Genomic DNA, 1745 nt, shown 5'->3' with positions numbered 1-1745 from the left:
TTGTGTGCCGGGCACGGCGTTGATGCAGGAGGTGGAAGTCCTTTGCAGGCCTGCTGGTGGGAACTGCTAGCTGAAGGCAACTGCGTCGCCGCGAGGCGGGGTGGGGAGGAAGCCGGAGGCAAAGCTCGGAGCTGACGAACAGGAATCGGATAGAAGGCCGGTGCGGCGGGATAACCCAGCAATGGATGGGGATGTCCGATAGCCAGACAGACGCGCGCATTGGTAAATCCGGCAGCGACCGAGTGAAGGATCAACGTCTTACCCCGGGAGATCTCCTGGCCTCTCCGGACGATCCGGAGAACAGCGGCAGTGATGTTGCTGGATGGGCCCGGAGAAGTCAGCAGCGGTCATAGTAGCGGGCGCAAGCCGGCGAAGGACCAAATTCGGTACCCAAGGAGCAAGACTGGGCACATTCGATGGGTGTGGAGCGGCAGCAAGGTAGCGGGAAGCAACAGGACTTCTTCGATGAAGCCCTGAAGGCATCGCTTGGCCACGACGTCCCCGGCAAAGGCGGAACTGGCGCTGGGACGATCGAGGAGCGGCAATCACCCACGGCATGGGCCGAGCCCCTCGCCTTGACGCGTTACGTGATGGAGGAGGTGGCCAGCTCGGCCAACCTGAACCAAGCCTACAAGCGGGTGAAAGCGAACAAGGGGGCGCCGGGCGTGGACGGGATGACCGTCTCCGACCTGCGTGACTGGATTGCAGGAAACCGTGAGAGGCTGATCGCCTCGTTACTCGACGGTACTTACCGTCCAAGCCTGGTGCGCGGAGTTGAAATTCCCAAACCCGGCGGGAAAGGAGTGCGCCAGCTGGGCATTCCGACGGCTGTCGACCGGCTGGTACAACAGGCGATACTGCAAGTCCTGGATCCCGTCCTTGATCCGACATTCTCGGCATCGAGTTTTGGGTTCCGCCCCGGACGCGGCGCACACGATGCGCTGCGTCAGGCCCGGGACTATGTGCGGGACGGCTATGCGATCGTCGTAGACCTCGACCTGGAGAAATTCTTTGATCGGGTGAACCACGACATCGTCATGGCCCGTCTGGCCCGGCACATCGCCGACCCACGCCTGCTCGTCATCATCCGCCGGTTTCTACAGGCCGGGATGCTGTCGGGTGGTGTGCACGTCGAACGGCAGGAGGGGCCCCCGCAAGGCGGCCCTCTCTCGCCGCTGATCGCTAACCTCATTCTGGATGACCTCGACAAGGAGCTCGAACGCCGGGGCCACCGGTTCTGCCGCTATGCCGACGACTGTAACATCTATGTACGGTCACAGGCAGCGGGGGAGCGCGTCATGGCTTCGGTTACCGCCTTGCTGGAAGGCAAGCTCCGACTCCGCGTCAATCAGGCCAAGAGCGCGGTTGCACACGTCCGGGAACGTACCTTCCTCGGCCACCGTCTGACAGCGGGAGGCTTTTTGAGCATAGCGAACAAAAGTCTCACGCGGCTGAAGGAGCGGCTCCGGGCGATTACGCGCCGCAACCGAGGCATCAGCCTCGCGGCGATGATCGCACAGACCAATGCCTTCACTACAGGGTGGGTCACCTACTACCGACACGCCCGGGCTCAGACGGTTTTGCGCGAGATCGACAGCTGGCTCCGGCGCAAGCTTCGCTGCGTCCGGCTCAAACAGTGCAAGCGCACCATGACGATCGCCACTTTCTTAAGGGAAAACGGCGTCCCAGAATGGCAGGCTTGGATCCTCGCGCTCTCGGGAAAGGGCTGGTGGCGCCTGTCGGGC

The 1745-nt window shown here is 62.8% G+C and carries 1 protein-coding gene; it reads left to right on the top strand.

The genetic code is table 11. The annotated features are described in order from the left end of the window. Positions 1-416: 416 nt before the first annotated feature. Positions 417-1745 (top strand): group II intron reverse transcriptase/maturase (gene ltrA / locus PMI02_RS23310; RefSeq protein WP_007687663.1); only part of this gene is annotated, 1329 nt, incomplete at its 3' end.

The sequence above is a fragment of the Novosphingobium sp. AP12 genome, assembly GCF_000281975.1.
Classification (GTDB): domain Bacteria; phylum Pseudomonadota; class Alphaproteobacteria; order Sphingomonadales; family Sphingomonadaceae; genus Novosphingobium.
The sequence above is the reverse complement of the archived record's forward strand: the minus strand, read 5'-3'. Positions and strand labels throughout refer to the sequence as shown.